The 18137-nt window shown below is 64.3% G+C and carries 20 protein-coding genes; 16 read left to right on the top strand and 4 right to left on the bottom strand.

Translation table 11 applies throughout. From position 1 onward, the window contains the following. Positions 1-26: 26 nt before the first annotated feature. From ABSY17_RS19180 to ABSY17_RS19155, 6 genes are all read left to right on the top strand, one after another. Positions 27-1523, top strand: coding sequence for an FAD-linked oxidase C-terminal domain-containing protein (locus tag ABSY17_RS19180; protein ID WP_378944103.1), 1497 nt, complete (start codon positions 27-29; stop codon positions 1521-1523). Between the two features lie 156 nt (positions 1524-1679). After that, the gene (locus tag ABSY17_RS19175) at positions 1680-2042 is read left to right on the top strand and encodes an endonuclease domain-containing protein (RefSeq protein WP_378944101.1); all 363 of its coding nucleotides are present in this window, start codon (positions 1680-1682) and stop codon (positions 2040-2042) included. Between the two features lie 85 nt (positions 2043-2127). Next, complete coding sequence (gene glcE / locus ABSY17_RS19170) at positions 2128-3381, top strand: glycolate oxidase subunit GlcE (RefSeq protein ID WP_378944098.1); 1254 nt, start codon at positions 2128-2130, stop codon at positions 3379-3381. After that, positions 3378-3755 carry a DUF4870 family protein gene (locus tag ABSY17_RS19165; RefSeq protein ID WP_378944095.1) on the top strand — a complete coding sequence of 126 codons (378 nt, stop codon included), beginning with the start codon at positions 3378-3380 and terminating at the stop codon, positions 3753-3755. The genes glcE and ABSY17_RS19165 overlap by 4 nt, the downstream gene beginning before the upstream one ends. 19 nt (positions 3756-3774) lie before the next feature. After that, entirely contained in the window at positions 3775-5073 is a 1299-nt protein-coding gene (gene glcF / locus ABSY17_RS19160) for a glycolate oxidase subunit GlcF (protein ID WP_378944092.1), read from the top strand. Between the two features lie 133 nt (positions 5074-5206). Further along, positions 5207-5959, top strand: a complete 753-nt coding sequence (locus ABSY17_RS19155; RefSeq protein ID WP_378944090.1) for a L,D-transpeptidase — start codon at positions 5207-5209, stop codon at positions 5957-5959. 107 nt (positions 5960-6066) lie between these two features. Here ABSY17_RS19155 and ABSY17_RS19150 read toward each other — a convergent pair whose 3' ends face one another. Next, a complete protein-coding gene (locus tag ABSY17_RS19150) occupies positions 6067-6804 on the bottom strand; it encodes a L,D-transpeptidase (protein WP_378944087.1) in 738 nt (245 codons plus the stop codon). A 213-nt stretch (positions 6805-7017) separates the two neighbouring features. On the opposite strand from ABSY17_RS19150, the gene ABSY17_RS19145 reads away from it, so the two are divergent. Then, on the top strand, positions 7018-7656 hold the full coding sequence (locus tag ABSY17_RS19145; RefSeq protein WP_378944084.1) for a DNA-3-methyladenine glycosylase I: 639 nt from the start codon (positions 7018-7020) through the stop codon (positions 7654-7656). 10 nt (positions 7657-7666) lie between these two features. Here ABSY17_RS19145 and ABSY17_RS19140 read toward each other — a convergent pair whose 3' ends face one another. After that, the gene (locus tag ABSY17_RS19140) at positions 7667-7861 is read right to left on the bottom strand and encodes a hypothetical protein (protein WP_378944082.1); all 195 of its coding nucleotides are present in this window, start codon (positions 7859-7861) and stop codon (positions 7667-7669) included. Positions 7862-8070: 209 nt separating this feature from the next. Here ABSY17_RS19140 and hisS point away from each other — a divergent pair, with 209 nt between their 5' ends. From hisS to hisG, 3 genes are read left to right on the top strand one after another with little or no spacing between them, the layout of a single operon-like run. Continuing rightward, positions 8071-9537 (top strand): histidine--tRNA ligase, encoded by a 1467-nt coding sequence (gene hisS / locus ABSY17_RS19135; protein WP_378944079.1) that lies wholly within the window; start codon positions 8071-8073, stop codon positions 9535-9537. 4 nt (positions 9538-9541) lie between these two features. Beyond that, a complete protein-coding gene (locus ABSY17_RS19130) occupies positions 9542-10660 on the top strand; it encodes an ATP phosphoribosyltransferase regulatory subunit (protein ID WP_378944077.1) in 1119 nt (372 codons plus the stop codon). Beyond that, positions 10660-11364 carry an ATP phosphoribosyltransferase gene (gene hisG, locus ABSY17_RS19125; protein WP_378944074.1) on the top strand — a complete coding sequence of 235 codons (705 nt, stop codon included), beginning with the start codon at positions 10660-10662 and terminating at the stop codon, positions 11362-11364. The genes ABSY17_RS19130 and hisG overlap by 1 nt, the downstream gene beginning before the upstream one ends. 174 nt (positions 11365-11538) lie before the next feature. Here the strand turns inward: hisG and ABSY17_RS19120 are convergent, their stop codons facing one another. Continuing rightward, positions 11539-11838, bottom strand: coding sequence for a hypothetical protein (locus tag ABSY17_RS19120; RefSeq protein WP_378944072.1), 300 nt, complete (start codon positions 11836-11838; stop codon positions 11539-11541). A 198-nt stretch (positions 11839-12036) separates the two neighbouring features. Between ABSY17_RS19120 and ABSY17_RS19115 the strand changes: the two genes are divergently transcribed. From ABSY17_RS19115 to ABSY17_RS19100, 4 genes are all read left to right on the top strand, one after another. Beyond that, positions 12037-13323 carry an RsmB/NOP family class I SAM-dependent RNA methyltransferase gene (locus ABSY17_RS19115; RefSeq protein ID WP_378944069.1) on the top strand — a complete coding sequence of 429 codons (1287 nt, stop codon included), beginning with the start codon at positions 12037-12039 and terminating at the stop codon, positions 13321-13323. Between the two features lie 227 nt (positions 13324-13550). Then, on the top strand, positions 13551-14009 hold the full coding sequence (locus tag ABSY17_RS19110) for a PaaI family thioesterase (RefSeq protein WP_378944066.1): 459 nt from the start codon (positions 13551-13553) through the stop codon (positions 14007-14009). Positions 14010-14013: 4 nt separating this feature from the next. Then, entirely contained in the window at positions 14014-14646 is a 633-nt protein-coding gene (locus ABSY17_RS19105) for a 5'-methylthioadenosine/S-adenosylhomocysteine nucleosidase (RefSeq protein WP_378944064.1), read from the top strand. 180 nt (positions 14647-14826) lie between these two features. After that, positions 14827-15324 (top strand): DUF2165 family protein, encoded by a 498-nt coding sequence (locus ABSY17_RS19100; RefSeq protein ID WP_378944062.1) that lies wholly within the window; start codon positions 14827-14829, stop codon positions 15322-15324. 45 nt (positions 15325-15369) lie between these two features. On the opposite strand, the gene ABSY17_RS19095 is transcribed toward ABSY17_RS19100, so the two are convergent. After that, positions 15370-15690 carry a hypothetical protein gene (locus ABSY17_RS19095; RefSeq protein WP_378944059.1) on the bottom strand — a complete coding sequence of 107 codons (321 nt, stop codon included), beginning with the start codon at positions 15688-15690 and terminating at the stop codon, positions 15370-15372. 59 nt (positions 15691-15749) lie between these two features. On the opposite strand from ABSY17_RS19095, the gene ABSY17_RS19090 reads away from it, so the two are divergent. Further along, positions 15750-16208: a MarR family winged helix-turn-helix transcriptional regulator gene (locus tag ABSY17_RS19090; protein ID WP_378944056.1), complete on the top strand. Its 459-nt coding sequence runs from the start codon at positions 15750-15752 to the stop codon at positions 16206-16208. 97 nt (positions 16209-16305) lie between these two features. Beyond that, positions 16306-17868 carry a glutamine-hydrolyzing GMP synthase gene (gene guaA / locus ABSY17_RS19085; protein ID WP_378944053.1) on the top strand — a complete coding sequence of 521 codons (1563 nt, stop codon included), beginning with the start codon at positions 16306-16308 and terminating at the stop codon, positions 17866-17868. Positions 17869-18137: the final 269 nt, after the last annotated feature.

Raw genomic sequence — 18137 nt, 5'->3', positions numbered from 1 at the left:
ACCAGTTGACCCAGTTCAGGTGACCGATGTCCGGCATTGCCATGCCCAAGCCTGATGCGGCGACGCTCGCGCGCCGCGCCGAGATCGTTGCCGACATGCGCATCATCGTGCCGGGAGAGGGCGTGGTCGACACGGTCCACGAGATGCGCGCCTTCGAAAGCGACGGCCTGACCGCCTACCGGCAACTGCCGCTGGTCGTCGTCCTGCCCGAAACGGTCGCGCAGGTGTCGCGGCTGCTCAAATATTGCAACGATCGCGGCATCCGCGTCGTGCCGCGCGGGTCGGGCACGTCGCTGTCAGGCGGGGCGCTGCCGCTCGAGGATGCCGTGCTGCTCGTCATGAGCCGCTTCAACCGCATCCTCGAGATCGACTATCCCAACCGCACCGTCACCGCCCAGCCTGGTGTCACCAATCTTGGCATTACCCATGCGGTCGAGCAGGACGGCTTCTATTATGCGCCCGATCCGTCCTCGCAGATCGCTTGTTCGATCGGCGGCAATGTCGCGGAGAATTCCGGCGGCGTGCATTGCCTGAAATACGGGCTCACCGCCAACAACGTGCTCGGCATCGAGATGGTCCTGATGAACGGCGAGGTCGTCCGCCTCGGCGGCAAGCATCTCGATGCCGAGGGCTACGACTTGCTCGGCGCCATGACCGGGTCGGAGGGTCTGCTCGGCGTCGTCACTGAGGTTACCGTGCGCATCCTCAAGAAGCCGGAGACGGCGCGGGCGCTGCTGATCGGTTTTCCGACCAGCGAGCAAGGCGGCCAGTGCGTCGCCGACATCATCGGCGCCGGCATCATCCCCGGCGGCATGGAGATGATGGACCGCCCGGCGATCCATGCGGCCGAGGATTTCGTCCATGCCGGCTATCCGCTCGATGTCGAAGCGCTGCTGATCGTCGAACTCGATGGCCCGGCGACCGAAGTCGACCATCTCATCGCCGCCGTCGAGGCCATTGCCCACCGCAACGGTTCGACCACCTGCCGCATTTCGCAGTCCGAAGAGGAGCGGCTCACCTTCTGGGCCGGGCGCAAGGCGGCATTCCCCGCCGTCGGTCGCATTTCGCCCGACTACTACTGCATGGACGGCACCATCCCGCGCAAGGAACTGCCGCGCGTGCTTGCCGGCATGCGCGAACTGTCCGAGCATTACGGCCTCGGCGTCGCCAACGTTTTCCACGCCGGCGACGGCAATTTGCACCCGCTGATCCTCTACGATGCCAACAAGCCCGGCGAGCTCGAGAAGGCGGAAGAATTCGGCGCCGATATCCTGCGCCTTTGCGTCAAGGTCGGCGGGGTGCTGACCGGCGAGCACGGCGTCGGCGTCGAAAAACGCGACCTGATGCCGGAAATGTTCAACGAGATCGATCTCGACCAGCAGATGCGGGTCAAATGCGCCTTCGACCCCAACCACCTGCTCAATCCCGGAAAAGTCTTTCCGCAACTGCGCCGCTGCGCCGAGCTCGGCCGCATGCACGTCCACCGCGGCCAGGTGGCGTTTCCGGATATTCCGAGGTTTTGAGGGATGATGGCGGGATCTCAGGATTTGGGTTCCTCTCCCCCGCAAAGCGGGGGAGAGGTGGCTCGGGCGAAGCCCGAGACGGAGAGGGGGGCTGTTCCCAGCCGCCGCTCGCCAAAAGACATTGCCCGGGCGCGGCAGCTTCGTCGCGGCGACAACATGGCCGAAGCCACGCTTTGGAATGAACTGAAGGCCAAGAAGCTTGGTGGGCACAAGTTCAGCCGGCAGGTGCCGCTCGGCCCCTATTATGCGGACTTCGTCTGCCGGCAGGCCAAGCTTGTCATTGAACTCGACGGCAGCCAGCATGTCGGCAGCAGCCATGATCTGCGGAGAGACGAGTTCATGCGGGCCAACGGATACTCCGTTCTCAGATTCTGGAGTGGCGATGCGCTGCGAAACATGAGGGCTGTGTGCGAGACAATTCTGGCAGTATTGGACGGTAGGCTTGCCGAAGATGTCGTTGCGTCCGACATGAAGTTCGTATTCGCGCCTGCAGGGCAATCCCGAAGGGAAGGCGAATGACCCAGACGGTCCCCCTCTCCGCCTCGCTGCGCTCGGCACCTCTCCCCCGCTTTGCGGGGGCGAGGAACCTAGGATTTGTGAGCCCATGACCACCTTCACCCCATCCACCGCAGCCGAGGTCCTGTCCGCGGTCCAATGGGCGGTTGCGGAAGATGCGCCGCTCGAAATCCTCGGCCACGGCTCCAAGCGCGGCATCGGCCGGCCCTTGCAGTGCGAACATACGCTCGACCTGTCGAAACTCTCCGGCGTCACGCTCTACGAGCCGGCCGAGCTGGTGCTTTCGGCGAGGGCCGGCACGCCGCTGGCCGAGATCGAGGCATTGCTTGCCGAAAGCGGCCAGCAACTCGCCTTCGAGCCGATGGACTACGCGCCTTTGCTCGGCGGTGAGCCGGGCAGGGGCACCATCGGCGGCGTGCTTGCCGCCAATCTCGCCGGTCCGCGCCGGCTGAAGGCGGGGGCTGCGCGCGACCATATCCTCGGCATCCATGCGGTTTCCGGCCGGGGCGAGGCGTTCAAGTCGGGCGGCCGCGTCGTCAAGAATGTCACCGGCTACGATCTGTCCAAGGTCATGGCCGGCTCCTGGGGCACGCTGTCCGTACTGACCGACGTAACCTTCAAGGTGCTGCCGGCGGCCGAAAGCGAGACCACGCTCGCCATTCGCGGCCTGCTCGACGACCATGCCGCCGCCGCCATGGCGCTCGCCATGGGCTCCAGCGGCGAGGTGTCGTCCGCCGCCCATCTGCCCGAACGCATGGCCGCGCGGGTCGCTGACGGCAGCCTTGGCGGCGATCCCGCCACCTTGCTGCGGGTCGAGGGTTTTGGCCCCTCCGTCGCCTACCGCATTACGCATCTCAAGGACCTGCTGAAAAACGCCGGCCCGATCGAAGAGATCGCAGGCGAAGCATCCAAGGCACTCTGGCGCGACGTGCGCGATTGCCGCCCGTTCGCCGACGGCTCGGACAAGCCGGTCTGGCGCGTGTCGATGCCGCCGGCCAACGCCCACCACATGGTGCTGGCGCTGCGCATGCAGGCGGCGGCCGACGCCTTCTACGACTGGCAGGGCGGTCTCGTCTGGCTGCGCATGGAAGGCGAGCCGGAGGCCGAGCTGCTGCGCGCCTTGATCAAAAAATTCGGCGGTGGCCACGCCACGCTGGTGCGCGCGCCTGCCGTCTGGCGTGCCGCGCTGCAGGTGTTCGAGCCGCAATCGGCAGCATTGGCAGCACTTTCGGCCCGCCTCAAGGCCGAGTTCGACCCCAAGAACATCCTCAATCCGGGCCGGATGGTGCAGGGCGCCGACTCTGCTACCTTGGCGCGTGCAACAGAGGGAGCCACATCGTGACCGACGCACCACCTTCCGCCACGCCGCGCCAGACCGACCGCTGGCTCGAACCCGGCCAGACCAACGTCCAGATCATCTACATCCTCTACCTTGCCGGCCTGGTTATCGGCATCAGCGGTATTGTCGGCATCATCCTGGCCTACATGAACCGCGGAAAGGCCGGCGGGTTCGTGGAGAGCCACTACACCTGGCTCATCCGCACCTTCTGGATCGGCCTTCTCTATGGGCTGGTGTCGTTGGTGCTGATGGTCGTGCTCATCGGCTTCGTCCTGATGTTTGCCGTCGCCGTCTGGTTCATCGTCCGCTGCATCATGGGCCTGCAGGCGCTGGGCCGCGGCGAGCCGATCAAGAACCCCCAGAGCTGGCTGATCTAGCAAGAAAGCCTCAAACGCCGTGCAGACCAATTTCACCGCCGCCCAGCTCACTGACCCGCATGTCCAGGAGTCGGAAAAGATCCTGCGCAAATGCGTGCATTGCGGCTTCTGCACGGCGACCTGTCCGACCTATGTGACGCTCGGCAACGAACTGGATTCGCCGCGTGGAAGAATCTACCTCATCAAGGACATGCTTGAGAACGGGCGTGCGGCCGACAAGGAGATTGTCACCCATATCGACCGCTGCCTGTCCTGCCTTGCCTGCATGACGACATGCCCGTCGGGCGTGAACTACATGCATCTGGTCGACCACGCCCGCGCCCATATCGAAAAGACCTATCGCCGCCCGCTGATGAACCGCTTTACACGCGGGGTGCTGGCGGCCGTACTGCCCTATCCCGCGCGCTTCCGCGCGGCGCTCAAGCTCGCGAAGCTCGGCCGGCCATTTGTCAGGGCCTTCGACGGCGTGCCGGCGCTGAAGCCGTTCGCGGCGATGCTGAGGCTGGCCCCAAATTCGGTGCCGACGGCGTCGCCGATGGCATCGCCTGGAACTCATGTAGCGGTGGGTGGCAAAAAAGGCCGCGTCGCCATCCTCACCGGCTGCGCCCAGCCGGTGCTCGAGCCCGGCATCAACGAGGCGACGATCTCGCTGCTCACCCGTCTCGGCATCGAAGTGGTGGTGCCCAAGGGCGAGGGCTGCTGCGGCGCGCTGGTGCACCACATGGGCCGCGAGGAAGCCGCCCTTGCCTCGGCCAGGCAGAATGTCGACGCCTGGACGCGCGAGATCGAAAATGGCGGCCTCGATGCCATCGTCATCACCGCCTCGGGCTGTGGCACCACGATCAAGGACTACGGCTTCATGCTCAGGCTCGACCCTGTATATGCCGACAAGGCCGCGCGCGTGTCGGCGCTGGCCAAGGATGTCACCGAATATCTGGCCACCCTCGACCTGCCTGAACCCGTGCGCAAGCCGGGGCTGACGGTCGCCTACCATTCCGCCTGCTCGATGCAGCATGGCCAGAAGATCGTGCGCGAGCCCAAGGAGTTGCTGGCGCGCGCCGGCTTCGTCGTGAAGGAACCGCGCGAGGGCCATCTGTGCTGCGGCTCCGCCGGCACCTATAACATCATGCAGCCGGAGATTTCGGCAAAGCTGCGCGACCGCAAGGTCAAGAATATCGAGGCTACCGGCGCGGCACTCGTCGCCACCGGCAACATCGGCTGCATCACCCAGATCGCCTCGGCCGCCAAATTGCCGGTGGTCCATACCGTCAAGCTGCTCGATTGGGCCTATGGCGGGGACAAACCGGCGGGGCTTTGATCCTATCCGAAAGCGGTACTACAGCCACTGATTGAACATCGACGGTGGAACATGCGATTGTTTCGCGCGTTCTGGATTTCTCAATATGTGGGGACGTCCGATGTCAGTGATCAGTCGACGTGAACTGCTGTCCATGACAGCTACAGCAGCAGCCTCTATCGCACTCTCCGCCTGCAGCACTGCCGGTTCGCGTAGCGTTCGGGCCTATCCGGGGAGTTGGCTGCAGATGGGCGCCTATGCGGGCGCCGGCAATGCCCGCTCGACATATGCGGCCGTGTCCGATGGCGGCCATGAAATCCCTGCCGTACCAATCGGAAAGGTCGATCCGCGCTTCTATCGCCAGGTCGTGCGCGATCCCACTGGCGAAGCGCCGGGCACCGTCGTCATCGACACCTCCCAGCACTTTCTCTATCTGGTGCAGGCCGATGGCCAGGCGATCCGCTACGGCGTCGGCCTCGGCCGCCAGGGCTTCGAATGGGCGGGCCGCGGCGTGATCCAGTGGAAGCAGGAATGGCCGCGCTGGTTCCCGCCCAACGAGATGATCGACCGCCGGCCGGATCTCGAGCAATATCGCGCCCGCCAGGTCCGCGGCACCAACGTCTGGAACGGAGGCATGGACGCCGGCGTCGACAACCCGCTCGGCGCGCGTGCGCTCTACATCTACCAGAACGGCAAGGACACGCTCTACCGGCTCCACGGCTCGCCGGAATGGTGGTCGATCGGCAGGTCCGTCTCCTCGGGCTGCGTGCGGCTGATCAACCAGGACATCATCGACCTTTACGCGCGTGTGCCTGATGGCACGCCGATCATCGTCACCAACGGATTGATGTCCAGCGCGCAGCAGCCGGGCGTGTTCCGGATATCGTCGGACGTTCTGAGGCTCTGAAACAGGTCAGTTCTTGATGCGAAAAAGGCGGCGCGATCTTCCGCCGCGCCGCCTTTTTGCTTGGGAGCCCGATCTCGCGACCCGGCTCCGCCCCCGTAAACAGTTGGTTATCTGACGACGACCTTTGTGCCGACCGGAACCCGCTCGTAGAGGTCCATCACGTCCTCGTTGCGCATGCGGATGCATCCCGACGACACCGCTCCGCCGATGGTCCAGGGCTGGTTGGTGCCATGGATGCGGTAGAGCGTCGAGCCGAGATAGAGCGCGCGCGCGCCAAGCGGGTTGTCGGGACCGCCTTCCATCATCGCCGGCAGCACGCGGCCCTTGGCGCGTTCGCGCTCGATCATCGCAGCCGGCGGACGCCAGTCGGGCCATTCGCGCTTCGACGTCACCTTGTGGGTGCCCGACCATTCGAAGCCCGGCTTGCCGGTGCCGACGCCATAGCGTCGAGCCTGGCCGTCTTCCTGCACCAGGTAGAGGAAGTTCTCGATCGTATCGATGATGATCGTGCCGGGCCTTTCCTGGCCGTCATAAGCGACCTGCTGCGGCAGGTAGATCGGGTTGATCTTTGGCCTGACGGACTTTCTCTCCGGTGCGCGCAGGGCGACGGGCTGCACCTGGGCGGGCGCCACTGGCCTGACCTGAAGCTGTGCCTTCTGCTCGCGCAATTGCCGCTTCGGCATGACCTCGGCCGGGTTGCGGCCAAGCTGCAGCACCCAGGGCGCGGAAAGGTCAGGGCTCACCACCACGGGCGGCCGTTCGGCATAGCGGTCATAGGCCAGCGCTGGCGCGGCAAGCTCCGCCAGAAGGGCGGCTGAGGCCAGCAGCATCAGAAATTTCTTCATCAATGCACTCTCAACACGGGTCGTCGTCGCGGGGCAGCACTGCCTGACCCGGTTCCGGTCCATGTTTGATACGGCGTTCCAACCGAAAAGTGAATCGGGTTGCTTAAAATGCCGAATTGTCAGGAAAGTATTTGGTGTGGTTACCAGCCGGTTCAGGAGTCTGGTAAAGCACGGGTAAATCAGCGCCGCTCGCAGTTAACAAACGGATTCGAAATGGCAAACGACAAGACAGGCCTGATGCTTGGGGCGGATGGTGCGACCCGCTGTTTCTGGCCCGGAACGCTGCCGGACTATCTGCATTATCACGACAACGAGTGGGGCCGCCCGGTCGCCGATGAGCACCGCTTGTTCGAAAAGATCTGCCTCGAAGGCTTCCAGTCCGGCCTGTCGTGGCTGACGATTCTGCGCAAGCGCGACAATTTCCGCGAGGCCTTTTCCGGTTTCGATTTCGACCGTGTCGCCGAGTATGGCGAGAGCGACATCGAGCGCCTGCTCGGCAATCCCGGCATCGTGCGCCACCGCGGCAAGATCGTCTCGACCATCAACAATGCCAGGCGCGCCCGCGAACTCGCCGACGAGGCCGGATCGCTCGCGGCCTGGTTCTGGAAGTTCGAGCCCGGCGCGGACGAGCGACCGCAAGTGGTCGATTACCCGACGCTGATCGCCAATCCGACGACGCCGACCTCGACGCGGATTTCAAAGGAATTGAAGAAGCGCGGCTGGAGCTTTGTCGGCCCGACAACCGTCTATGCCTTCATGCAGGCGATGGGGCTGGTCAACGACCACATCGAGGGCTGCATGTGCCGGCACAAGGTCGAGGAAGAGCGCCAGCGCTTCAAGCGGCCGGTGTAGAGGTTGCGGGTCAGGCACTCACGCCGGCAAGCAGCAAGCCGACACCGATCAAGCCGAGCGCGCCGAGTGCCGGGTAGATCACTAGGAGCACGGTCAACAGCGTGTCGCCGATCGTCGGCGCGGCGTTGCGGCTTGTATCGCCGTCAGGCTGTACTGGACCTGGGCGCGCGAGCGCCGGATTGTCGTCATGGGTTGTCGTGGCCATCTTCCGTGTCCCCACTTCCAAGATGCTGCGCCTTCTCTCGCCGGGCAGTATCGATATGATGTCGGTCAAAATGAGGAAATGTTTCTGCTTTTCCGTGGCTCGTCGGCCTTCCATTGTGGCGGGCGCTTGCCGCTCCATCCCATTTCGGTTAGGACACGGCGCGCCGCGTCAGCGGCCGAAATATCTGGAAAAATCGCGGAAACTCGACCATGGCCGACAAATCGGAAAAGATGAAAGCGCGGCTGCCGCGCGGCTTCGTCGACCGCAGTGCGGATGACATCCGGGCCGTAGAGAAGATGATGGCGGCGATCCGCGAGGTCTATGAGCTCTACGGCTTCGAGCCGGTCGACCAGCCGCTGATCGAATATACCGACGCGCTCGGCAAATTCCTGCCCGACCAGGACCGGCCCAACGAGGGCGTCTTCTCCTTCCAGGACGACGACGAGCAGTGGCTGTCGCTGCGCTATGACCTGACCGCGCCGATGGCGCGCTTCGTCGCCGAAAACTACGAGCGGCTGCCCAAGCCCTACCGCAGCTACCGCTCGGGCTGGGTGTTCCGCAATGAAAAGCCCGGCCCCGGCCGTTTCCGCCAGTTCATGCAGTTCGATGCCGACGCTGTTGGCACGCCCGGCGTCGCCGCCGATGCCGAGATGTGCATGATGATGGCCGACGTGCTCGAAGCGCTCGGTATCAAGCGCGGCGACTATGTCATCCGCGTCAACAACCGCAAGGTCTTGGACGGCGTGCTCGAGGCCATCGGCCTCGGCGGCGACGAGAACGCCAATCGCCGGCTGATCGTGCTGCGCGCCATCGACAAGCTCGACAAGTTCGGCCCCGAGGGCGTCAGGCTGCTGCTCGGCGAGGGACGTTGGGATGGCGGCTCGGAAGGAGAGGGCGACTTCACCAAGGGCGCGGGGCTGGACAATGCGGCCATCGCCAAGGTGCTGGCCTACATCGAGACCGGCGAGATCGAAGCCAACGAAGGCGTCGAGGAACTGGCACAGATCCGGGCGCTTTGTGCTGCTGCAGGCTATGATGACGGCCGCATCAAGATCGACCCTTCGGTCGTCCGAGGCCTCGAATACTATACCGGTCCCGTCTACGAGGCCGAGTTGCTAGCCGAGATCCCCAATGACGAGGGAAAAATCGTGCGTTTCGGCTCGGTCGGCGGCGGTGGCCGTTACGACGGCCTCGTCTCGCGCTTCCGCGGCGAGCCGGTGCCGGCAACGGGCTTTTCCATCGGCGTGTCGCGCCTGATGTCGGCGCTGAAGAACCTCGGCAAGCTCGATACGTCAGACGTCATTGCTCCCGTCGTCGTGCTGGTCATGGACAAGGACACCGAAAGCCTCGGCCGCTACCAGAAGATGGTCGCCGAGCTGCGCGCGGCAAAGATCAGGGCTGAAATGTATCTCGGCGGCGCCGGCATGAAGGCGCAGATCAAATACGCCGACCGCAGAGGTTCGCCCGTCGTCATCATCCAGGGCGGCGACGAGCGTGCGCGTGGCGAAATCCAGATCAAGGACCTGATCGAAGGTGCGCGCCTGTCGGCCGAGATCACCGACAATGCCGAGTGGCGCGCCGCCCGTCCGGCACAGATCACCGTGCCCGAGGCCGACCTCGTCGCTGAAGTGAAGAAGATTTTGGCCGCGCAGGCGGAAGATCGGGTGAAGCAGTAAGGCCATGAACGCGCGCTATCCGGCCATCGCGCCCGACATCGTCAAGCTATTTGCCGCGCGCGGCGCCGATCCGGTCGACGTGCCGGTGCTGCAGCCGGCCGATCCTTTCCTCGACATGGCCGGCGAGGATTTGCGCCGTCGCATCTTTCTCACCGAAAGCGAGACCGGTGCTGCACTCTGCCTCAGGCCGGAATTCACCATTCCTGTCTGCCTCGACCACATCCGCACGCAATCGGGCACGCCGCGGCGCTATTCCTATCTCGGAGAGGTTTTCCGCCAGCGCCGAGAAGGCGGCAGCGAGTTCTTCCAGGCCGGCGTCGAGGATCTCGGCGATACCGACATCGCGGCCGCCGACGCGCGCTCGGTGGCCGATGCCCATGCGCTGCTGACGCTCTGCCTGCCCGGCCGTGACCTCAGCGTCACGATCGGCGACCAGGCCATTTTCGAGGCGGTGTTGGCAGCGCTCGGCCTGCCGCGCGGTTGGCGCATGCGGCTGGCCCGCGCCTTTGGCTCGGACGAGCTTCTGGCGGCAGCCCTCGAGGATCTTTCTGCCCCGACTCGCGGCTCGGCCCTTGCCGAACCTGTCGCATCGCTGGTCGCTGACGGCGACGTCGACGCGCTCGCCGCCCACATCGCCGCCGGCATGCAGGAGGCTGGTCTTTCGCCATCGGCCGGCCGCACGCCAACCGACATCGCGCGCCGCCTGATCGAAAAGGCCGAGCTGCGCAGCGTGCGCCTGTCGAGCGACGCCTTCGAAGCGCTGGAGCGGTTCCTTGCCATCGACGTTTCGCTCGACCAGGCATCTGTGGCGCTGAAGGACTTTGCCGCCGGTGCGGGCCTCGCGCTCGGTGCCGCACTCGACAATTTCGCCGCGCGTGCAAAGGCTATCGCCGGCCACGGCATCGCCCCGGCAAGCGTCCGCTATGACGCGGCCTTCGGTCGCCCGCTCGACTACTACACCGGCCTGGTCTTCGAGATTTCCGGTCCCGCCCGCGACCGCCCGCTGGTCGGTGGTGGCCGCTACGACCGGCTGCTGACGCTGCTGGGTGCTGCCAAGCCCATTCCCGGCGTCGGCTTCTCCGTCTGGCTCGACCGCATCGAAGCCTTGAGGGAGGCCAACTGATGCCGATTTCGATTGCGCTCCCCTCCAAGGGGAGGCTCAAGGAACAAGCGCTCGAGGTGCTTGCCAAGGCCGGCTTCACCGTCAACCTTCCTGACGACGACCGCCGCTACCGCGCCACCATCGAGGGCAGGGCGGATATCGAGATCGCCTTCCTGTCGGCTTCCGAGATTTCAGGCGAGATCGGCCAGGGCAATGTCGACTTGGGCATCACCGGCGAGGACCTTGTCCGTGAAAACCTCGCCGACTGGGAGAGCAAGGCTGAGATCATAGCCCGCCTTGGCTTCGGTCATGCCGACGTCATCGTCGCTGTCCCCGAGATATGGCTCGACGTCGACACCATGGCCGACCTCGATGACGTCGCCGCTGATTTCCGCCAGCGCCATGGCCGCCGCCTGCGTATCGCGACCAAATACTGGCGCCTGACCCAGCAGTTCTTTTCCCAGATGCACGGCATCCAGGTCTATCGCATCGTCGAAAGCCTGGGCGCGACCGAAGGTGCTCCGGCCGCGGGTTCCGCCGACGTCATCGTCGACATCACCTCGACCGGCTCGACACTGCGCGCCAATCATCTCAAGATCCTGTCCGACGGCGTCATCCTGCGCTCGCAGGCTTGCCTGGTGCAGTCGCGCAAGCAGCGCTCCGCCGCCGACGAGGCGGTGCTCGCCGAGTTCAATGCGGCGATAGCGACTGCGGTCGGTGGATGATCTGCGCCGTCCGCGGCTCAAGTCATGAACATTCGATCAGCTAAAAACAGGCGCGGAGCGATCCGCGCCTGCTCTCGCCAGGCCTAGGTCTTGTTGGCTGCGATGGCGCGGTGGTGCCATGTGCTGCAGCCGGCTGTGCCGAAGCGGGCGGGGAGGGACGCCCGCCTGCGGTCGTCAGCAGACCCTGACGCGGTTGTAGAAGACCCGGCCGTTGCGATAGTGCCTGACGGTTCTGTAGTGGCAGCCACCATAGTAGTTGCGGCCATAGTAGCTGCGATACGGTCCGCGATAATAGCTGCGATACGGCCCGCGATAGTAGCTCCGATACGGCCCGCGATAGTAGTCCACATTCAGGGCCGTCGAGCCGGCGGCCGGTGCTTGCACCGGGGCTACGGGCATGGCCGCCTCTGACGGCATGATGCCGGACATGGCGCTGGCGACCGCTATGATGGAAGCAAGAACAAGGTTTTTCATCTTGAGCCTCGATTGGGTAGCGATTTTCCGCGACGTCCCGATAAACCCTTGGAACGCCGGCCATGTTCCAGCATTACGAAATGTTTAGGTTCGAGTTGCTTTGAAGTGTCCGATAAAATCGGTGTCCCGCTTGTGCATGCAGCCGCACGGCGTTACTCAGGCGGTCTCTCGGGTAAGCCGAAATAGGGATCACCGGATATGCGACTTGGCGGAAGGCTGGCTGCGGCCATCGAAGTTCTCGACGACATGGAGCGGCGGCACCGGCCCGCTGCCGACGCGCTCAAGGATTGGGGCCTGTCGCATCGTTTCGCTGGCGCCGGCGACCGCGCGGCGATCGGCAACATCGTCTACGACGCCCTGCGCCGCAAGCGGTCCGCCGGCTGGCTGCTCGACAGCGAAACCTCTCGCGCCCTCGGATTTGGCGCCCTTCTGCTCGAATGGAACCAGTCAGCTGCTGCCCTCAATCAAGCGCTCGACGGCGACAAGTTCGCACCTGAGCCCCTCGACGCATCCGAACTGAAGGCGATTGCCGAGCGCAAGCTGGCGGACGCGCCTGACGTCGTCCGCGCCGACAGCCCGGACTGGTGCGCCCCGCTGCTGGAGCGTGCCTTCGGTGCTGACTGGGTGGTGGAAGGTGCAGCACTTGCCGCTCGCCCGCCGCTCGACCTCAGGGTGAACACGCTGAAGGCCGACCGCGAGCGCGTCATTGCCGAGCTCGAAGGCACGGGTGCAGCACACACTGCGCTTGCTCCGCACGGCGTACGCATCCCGCCGATCGACGGCAGCGGCCGCCATCCCAATGTGCAGGCCGAGCCAGCCTTCCAGAAGGGCTGGTTCGAGGTCCAGGACGAGGGCTCGCAGCTCGCCGCCGAACTCGCGGGGGCCATGCCCGGCATGCAGGTGCTCGACTATTGTGCGGGTGCCGGCGGCAAGACGTTGGCACTGTCGGCTTCCATGGACAATCGTGGCCAGATCTTCGCGCATGATTCGGAGAAGTCGCGCCTTGCGCCGATGTTCGATCGCCTGCGCCGTTCCGACAACCGCAACGTCCAGGTGGTTGCCCGCCAATCCGAGCTTGCGCCGCTCATGGGCCACATGGACCTCGTCCTGATCGATGCGCCCTGCACCGGCAGCGGCACCTGGCGGCGTCGGCCCGATGCCAAGTGGCGCTTGACGGAGAGGCAGCTCGACGTCCGCCGGGGCGAGCAATCGGCCATCCTCGATGCGGCCAGCGTCTATGTGAAGCCCGGCGGGCTGGTCGTCTATATTACCTGTTCGGTATTCGAAGAGGAAAATGCCGACCAGGTCGAGGCGTTCCTCGCACGCAACAAGGCATTCGCGCCGGTTGATCACCATGCGCTGTGGGCCAGCCGTTTCCCCGGACGGGATGACGTCGTACGGTTTGGCCGGCAGGGGCTGTCGCTGACCCCGGCAAGGAGCGGCACCGACGGCTTCTATTTCGCCGCCTTGCGTCGATCTGCCTGACCGGACGGAAGCTCAATTCGCCTTTCTCCTGACGAAGCGAGAGACGCCGAGATGATTTTGCGCTGCAGCATTTGCGATTGCCTGGCTTTGCCCGCTTTGCGATAAGCATGTGGAACTGCAGCGCCGTCCGTCCTGAAGGACCGGCAAGCGCCGCGGCCACATTTAGGAACCGCGCCTGATCCGGAAATCTGTTCCGGGCTTCTGGGTCAGCCGCCAGGACATTGCACATGGCAGCCAAGATCGTACCCGCACCGGATTTCGAGGAGCGCGTTCGCTCGTCGTTCGCACGCCAGAGCGCGATGCGGACCATCGGTGCCGAGCTCACGCTGGTCGCCCCCGGAACGGTCGAGATCGAGATGCCTTATTCGCAGGCGCTGACCCAGCAGCACGGGTTCCTCCATGCCGGCGTCATCTCGGCAGCGCTCGATTCGGCCTGCGGTTACGCCGCCTATTCGCTGATGCCTGAAACTTCGGGCGTGCTGTCCATTGAGTTCAAGGTTAACCTGCTGGCTCCGGGCAAAGGCGAGCGCTTCCTCTTTCGCGGTTCGGTGACGAAGCCTGGACGCACCATCGTCGTGGCCGACGGCCAGGCCTACGCCTTTGCTGCCGACGGCGAGGCCAAGCTGATCGCCACGATGACCGGCACGATGATGACCGTCGTCGGCCGGGACGGGATCGAGGGATAGCGATATGCCGGTTACGCGGTTTGCCGGACGCAATATCCTGTTCGTCATGGCGGCCGAGGCCGAATACGGCCCGCATCTCAGGAAGATTTTCGTGCCGCTGATGACCGGTGTCGGTCCCGTCGAGGCGGCTGTCGCGGTCGGCGCCGAACTGGCCCGGCTTGCCGCCTTCAATGCGCTGCCCGACCTGGTCGTCTGCCTGGGCTCGGCCGGCAGCCGCCGGCTCGAGCAGACCGAGGTCTATCAGGCCTCCTCGGTATCTTATCGCGACATGGATGCCTCGGCCCTCGGCTTTCCCAGGGGCATCACGCCGTTCCTCGACCTGCCGGCAACTGTGCAGTTAGGGTCGGCCATTCCCGGCGTGAAGCAGGCGAGCCTGTCGACCGGCGGCGCCATCGTCTCCGGCAAGGCCTACGGCGCCATATTGGAAGATATGGTCGACATGGAAACCTTTGCTGTCCTGCGCGCTTGCCAGATGTTTTCCGTGCCGCTCATCGGCTTGCGCGGTATCTCCGACGGTGCTGCCGACATCAATCACGTCGACGACTGGACTGAATATCTGCACATCGTCGACGAGAAGCTCGCCCATGCCGTCTATCTGCTTGGCCAGGCCATCGACGGCGGGGAATTGAAGCTTTAGCCGACCTTTGCTCTGCGCGCTTTTGTCGTAGGTTTTGCCGAAGCGTTTGTAGTATGCGGCGCATACGACGTGCACGCTTATCGGTGTCGCCGTGCCTTCTTGCTCCAGGCTGTGTGCCCGGACCGAAGTGGCGCAGCGGCACCGAGGCGTGCACTCGCTTTTTCAGGAGTAGCCTACCAAATGATGATCACCCGTATCTCCAAGACGGCCGCTGTTGCTGCCATCGCGCTGTTTTCGACACTTGTCGCCTTTGGCAATATTACCGACTACGGTACCAACTTCGCCTTCGTGCAACATGTGCTGAGCATGGACACTATCTTCCCGGATTCGGCCATCATGTATCGCGCCATCACCAATCCGGTACTGCACAACCTGTTCTATGTCCTGATCATCGCCGCTGAAACGCTGACGGCAATCCTGTGCTGGATCGGCGCTTGGCGTCTTGCCAGCAACCTGCGCAACGATGCGCGCAGCTTCATTGCAGCCAAGACGATGTCCATCGCCGGCCTGACGCTCGGCTTCCTTGTCTGGCAGGTCGGCTTCATGTCGGTTGGCGGCGAATGGTTCGGCATGTGGATGTCGAAGACGTGGAACGGCGCGCCCGACGCATTCCGTTTCTTCATCACCATTCTGGTGGTGCTGATCTTTGTTGCCCAGCGCGACGAAGACCTCGCCTGATCTGAACCGGGATAGCCGGCCTAAGGTGGCTATCCCATCCACCATCTATGGGCGCGGCAGCCCCTTGGCGTTGCCGAACAGGATGCCGAGCAGCTTTACCCTGGTATCGCGGTCCCGGTTGATGTAGGTGACCGCTCCGGCCTCGTGGTCGATCTTCCAACGGCCGACGGCGCCATTGTTCCAGTCGACCGCATAGCCGCCCTCGGCGAGCCGCCATTTGCCCTGCCGTGTCTCGCCGTCTTCGAGCAGCATATGGGCGGTGTCACCCGTCTCGAAATAGACATAGGCCTCCTTGCCGTTGCGGTCGAGCACATGGGTCGTGCCGGGGATCAGCACAGCAAGAGCGGCTTGGTCGAGAATTGCCATCGTTGTTTCCTTCCACTATTTAATCGTCAAGAACCTTGACGTTATGCGTGATTGGAAAAATGGTCAAGCAGCTTGACGAAGATGTTATTTCAACGCTCGCCGACCATGTCGGCTGGCGCCTGTGGCAGGCAAGCCGCGCCTGGCAGGCCGAATTCGCCGCAGCGATGCGCGCCGCCGGCCACGACTGGTTCAGCGAGGCCCGCGCGGGCCTGCTCGGGCACATTCCCCGCGGCGGCATTCGCCAGGCATCGCTGATCGAGCGCGCCGGCGTCTCCAAGCAGGCGGTGCAGCAATTGCTCGACGGGCTGGAGGCGGAGGGCGTGATCGAGCGCGCACCCGACCCGCACGACAAGCGCGGCAAGCTGGTGCGCTATACGGCACGCGGACTTGCCGCGCTGTCCGACGGCGACCGCATCAAGCTCGACATCGAGCGCCGATATCGCGAAAGGCTGGGCGATGGCGGGTTCGATGCCCTGATGACGGCGCTTCGTGCGCTCGACCATGATCCTGTAAGATGACCGCGGGCAGCGTCCTGGCCTCGCGTTGCGGATTCACCGCACCTGCCATGCGCTGCAACCCATTGCGCAGACTCGAATCTTTCATTAAACGCCCGCCATGAAGAACTCTGAGCACCCCGAAACCGTCCTCATCATCGACTTCGGCAGCCAGGTGACGCAGCTGATCGCGCGTCGCGTCCGCGAAGCCGGGGTCTATTCCGAGATCGTGCCCTTCCAGTCGGCCACCGAGGCCTTCAAGCGGATCAACCCCAAGGCGGTGATCCTCTCGGGCAGTCCGCATTCCACTGTCGACATCGGTTCTCCCCGCGCGCCGGACGCTATCTTCGGCGCCGGCATCCCGGTCCTCGGCATCTGCTATGGCGAGCAGACCATGTGCGCCCAACTCGGCGGCAAGGTCGAGGCCGGCCATCATCGCGAGTTTGGCCGCGCCTATCTCGAAATCCAGGACGACAGTCCGCTCTTCGACGGCGTTTGGGCCAAGGGCACCCGCCACCAGGTGTGGATGAGCCACGGCGACCGCGTCACCGAAATTCCCGCCGGCTTCCGCGTCATTGGCACCTCCAGCGGTGCGCCGTTTGCCGCCATCGCTGACGAGGCGCGCAAGTTCTATGCCGTGCAGTTCCACCCCGAGGTGGTCCATACCCCTGACGGCGCCAAGCTTCTGCGCAACTTCGTCCACAAGATCGCCGGCATCGAGAGTGACTGGACCATGCGCGCCTATCGCGAGCATGCTGTCGAGGCCATCCGTAAGCAGGTCGGCGACAAGAAGGTCATCTGCGCGCTTTCGGGCGGCGTCGATTCCTCGGTGGCCGCACTGCTCATCCATGAAGCCGTTGGTGACCAGCTCACCTGCATCCTCGTCGACCACGGCCTGATGCGGAAGAACGAGGCGGCCGATGTCGTCGCCATGTTCCGCGAGCACTACAATCTGCCGCTGATCCTCGTTGACGCTTCCGACCGCTTCATCTCGGCGCTCGAAGGCGAATCCGACCCCGAGGTGAAGCGCAAGACCATCGGTCGTCTGTTCATCGAGGTGTTCGAGGAAGAGGCGAAGAAACTCGGCGGCGCCGATTTCCTTGCCCAGGGCACGCTCTATCCCGACGTCATCGAAAGCGTGTCGTTCACCGGCGGCCCCTCGGTCACCATCAAGTCGCACCACAATGTCGGCGGACTGCCCGACCGCATGAACATGCAGCTCGTGGAGCCCTTGCGCGAACTGTTCAAGGACGAGGTCCGCGTACTCGGCAAGGAGCTCGGCCTGCCCGACAGCTTCATCGGCCGCCATCCGTTCCCTGGTCCGGGCCTCGCCATTCGTTGCCCGGGCGGCATCACCCGCGAGAAGCTCGAGATCCTGCGCGAGGCTGACGCGATCTATCTCGACGAAATCCGCAAGGCGGGCCTCTACGATGCCATCTGGCAGGCCTTCGCCGTGCTGCTGCCGGTCCAGACCGTCGGTGTCATGGGCGATGGCCGCACCTACGAGTTCGTCTGCGCCCTGCGTGCGGTGACGTCGGTCGACGGCATGACCGCCGACTTCTACCATTACGACATGGCCTTCCTCGGCCAGGCCGCCACCCGCATCATCAACGAGGTCCGCGGCATCAACCGCGTCGTCTACGACGTCACCTCCAAGCCCCCAGGCACGATCGAGTGGGAGTGAGTCGGCAATAGCGTAGTTTCGGCGGACTATCGCCGTCGGCACTGCATAGATTGCCTTTGACCGCCTCCGGCGCTCCTGACAATCCAGTTAGCGCAACGGCCCGAGAATCGGAATCGATTCTCGGGCCGTTGCGCATGTTCAAAGACATAGAGCGCCCTTTGAGCGCCCATTCGGATGCATGGGCGCTCCAGAAAGCCGGCTTGCCACGCACGGCGTATTGTCCCGCTTCAGCTCTGGATTAGCCGGCCGGACCAAGCCGGTGTCGGTTG

The sequence above is a fragment of the Mesorhizobium sp. ANAO-SY3R2 genome (assembly GCF_042466635.1).
In the GTDB taxonomy this organism is placed as follows: domain Bacteria; phylum Pseudomonadota; class Alphaproteobacteria; order Rhizobiales; family Rhizobiaceae; genus Aminobacter.
Note: the sequence above shows the minus strand (reverse complement) of the source record. Positions and strands in the feature narration are given on the sequence as shown.

Coding starts and splice junctions, on each gene's coding strand:
- ABSY17_RS19130 (WP_378944077.1), top strand. CDS start 9,542: ATGAACGCGCGCTATCCGGCCATCGCGCCCGACATCGTCAAGCTATTT.
- ABSY17_RS19120 (WP_378944072.1), bottom strand. CDS start 11,838: ATGAAAAACCTTGTTCTTGCTTCCATCATAGCGGTCGCCAGCGCCATG.
- glcE (WP_378944098.1), top strand. CDS start 2,128: ATGACCACCTTCACCCCATCCACCGCAGCCGAGGTCCTGTCCGCGGTC.
- guaA (WP_378944053.1), top strand. CDS start 16,306: ATGAAGAACTCTGAGCACCCCGAAACCGTCCTCATCATCGACTTCGGC.
- ABSY17_RS19150 (WP_378944087.1), bottom strand. CDS start 6,804: ATGAAGAAATTTCTGATGCTGCTGGCCTCAGCCGCCCTTCTGGCGGAG.
- ABSY17_RS19180 (WP_378944103.1), top strand. CDS start 27: ATGTCCGGCATTGCCATGCCCAAGCCTGATGCGGCGACGCTCGCGCGC.
- ABSY17_RS19140 (WP_378944082.1), bottom strand. CDS start 7,861: ATGGCCACGACAACCCATGACGACAATCCGGCGCTCGCGCGCCCAGGT.
- ABSY17_RS19155 (WP_378944090.1), top strand. CDS start 5,207: ATGACAGCTACAGCAGCAGCCTCTATCGCACTCTCCGCCTGCAGCACT.
- ABSY17_RS19175 (WP_378944101.1), top strand. CDS start 1,680: ATGGCCGAAGCCACGCTTTGGAATGAACTGAAGGCCAAGAAGCTTGGT.
- ABSY17_RS19095 (WP_378944059.1), bottom strand. CDS start 15,690: ATGGCAATTCTCGACCAAGCCGCTCTTGCTGTGCTGATCCCCGGCACG.
- ABSY17_RS19100 (WP_378944062.1), top strand. CDS start 14,827: ATGATGATCACCCGTATCTCCAAGACGGCCGCTGTTGCTGCCATCGCG.
- hisS (WP_378944079.1), top strand. CDS start 8,071: ATGGCCGACAAATCGGAAAAGATGAAAGCGCGGCTGCCGCGCGGCTTC.
- hisG (WP_378944074.1), top strand. CDS start 10,660: ATGCCGATTTCGATTGCGCTCCCCTCCAAGGGGAGGCTCAAGGAACAA.
- ABSY17_RS19105 (WP_378944064.1), top strand. CDS start 14,014: ATGCCGGTTACGCGGTTTGCCGGACGCAATATCCTGTTCGTCATGGCG.
- ABSY17_RS19145 (WP_378944084.1), top strand. CDS start 7,018: ATGGCAAACGACAAGACAGGCCTGATGCTTGGGGCGGATGGTGCGACC.
- ABSY17_RS19090 (WP_378944056.1), top strand. CDS start 15,750: ATGGTCAAGCAGCTTGACGAAGATGTTATTTCAACGCTCGCCGACCAT.
- ABSY17_RS19110 (WP_378944066.1), top strand. CDS start 13,551: ATGGCAGCCAAGATCGTACCCGCACCGGATTTCGAGGAGCGCGTTCGC.
- ABSY17_RS19115 (WP_378944069.1), top strand. CDS start 12,037: ATGCGACTTGGCGGAAGGCTGGCTGCGGCCATCGAAGTTCTCGACGAC.